Source organism: Ligilactobacillus apodemi DSM 16634 = JCM 16172 (assembly GCF_001434405.1).
Taxonomy (GTDB): Bacteria; Bacillota; Bacilli; order Lactobacillales; family Lactobacillaceae; genus Ligilactobacillus; species Ligilactobacillus apodemi.
Genome location: NZ_AZFT01000012.1, coordinates 1 through 785, shown reverse-complemented (window position 1 = coordinate 785; position 785 = coordinate 1). Strand labels below are relative to the sequence as shown.

The 785-nt window shown below is 43.9% G+C and carries 1 protein-coding gene; it reads right to left on the bottom strand.

Going from position 1 to position 785, the window contains the following annotated elements:
* Positions 1-785, bottom strand: a 785-nt coding sequence (locus FC32_RS10660; RefSeq protein ID WP_420835859.1) for a mucin-binding protein, incomplete at both ends; no start/stop codon positions are given.

Genomic DNA, 785 nt, shown 5'->3' with positions numbered 1-785 from the left:
ACACTTGCTTGATCAGCCACATAACCATCAACAACTGGTGTTTTGACTTCATCGTAATTGTCCTTGCTTGGGGTCCAATCAGTTGAAGCAACGATTTCACCGGTGACTTTATCGACGGTCACGGTCCGAGTCCAAGTTGCGTTTTGTACGACGTCCGCTGGCGTATTGTCGCCCGCACCAACGTAATGCACTGTTTCAGTTACGTCTTTTTGAACACTGTCTTTGTCTGTACCAGCTGGCCATTTTGGTCCTTCTGGATCGTCAGGATTGATTGGATCACCTGGTTTTTGTGGATCGTTTGGCGTAACTGTTTGAGTCGCATGCTTGAAGACTACGTTATAAACTTGGTCAACAGAACTATCGTCATCAAAAGTTGCATCAGCTGGGAAACCATCTGATACTAATTCATAGCCCTTAGCGAGTAAGGCATTGATTTGATCAGCCGTTGAGTAGTTGATCTTCTCATTTGAATCACCCGTTACAGTATCTGTCGCTAAGACACTATCATTGTTATCTTGATCAATGTAGTTGATCACTGCTTTTTGAGTATCAGCTTGAACCGGAGTGTAAGTTACTGTTACTTCAATATTTTCTTGTGTTACTGGTGTGCTTGGGACAGTTTCTTTATCAGCTACATAACCTGTAACAGCTGGTGTTTTGACTTCATCGTAGTTGTCCTTACTTGGAGTCCAATCAGTTGAAGCAACGATTTCACCAGTGACTTTATCAACGGTCACGGTCCGAGTCCAAGTTGCGTTTTGCACAACGTCCGCTGGCGTATTGTC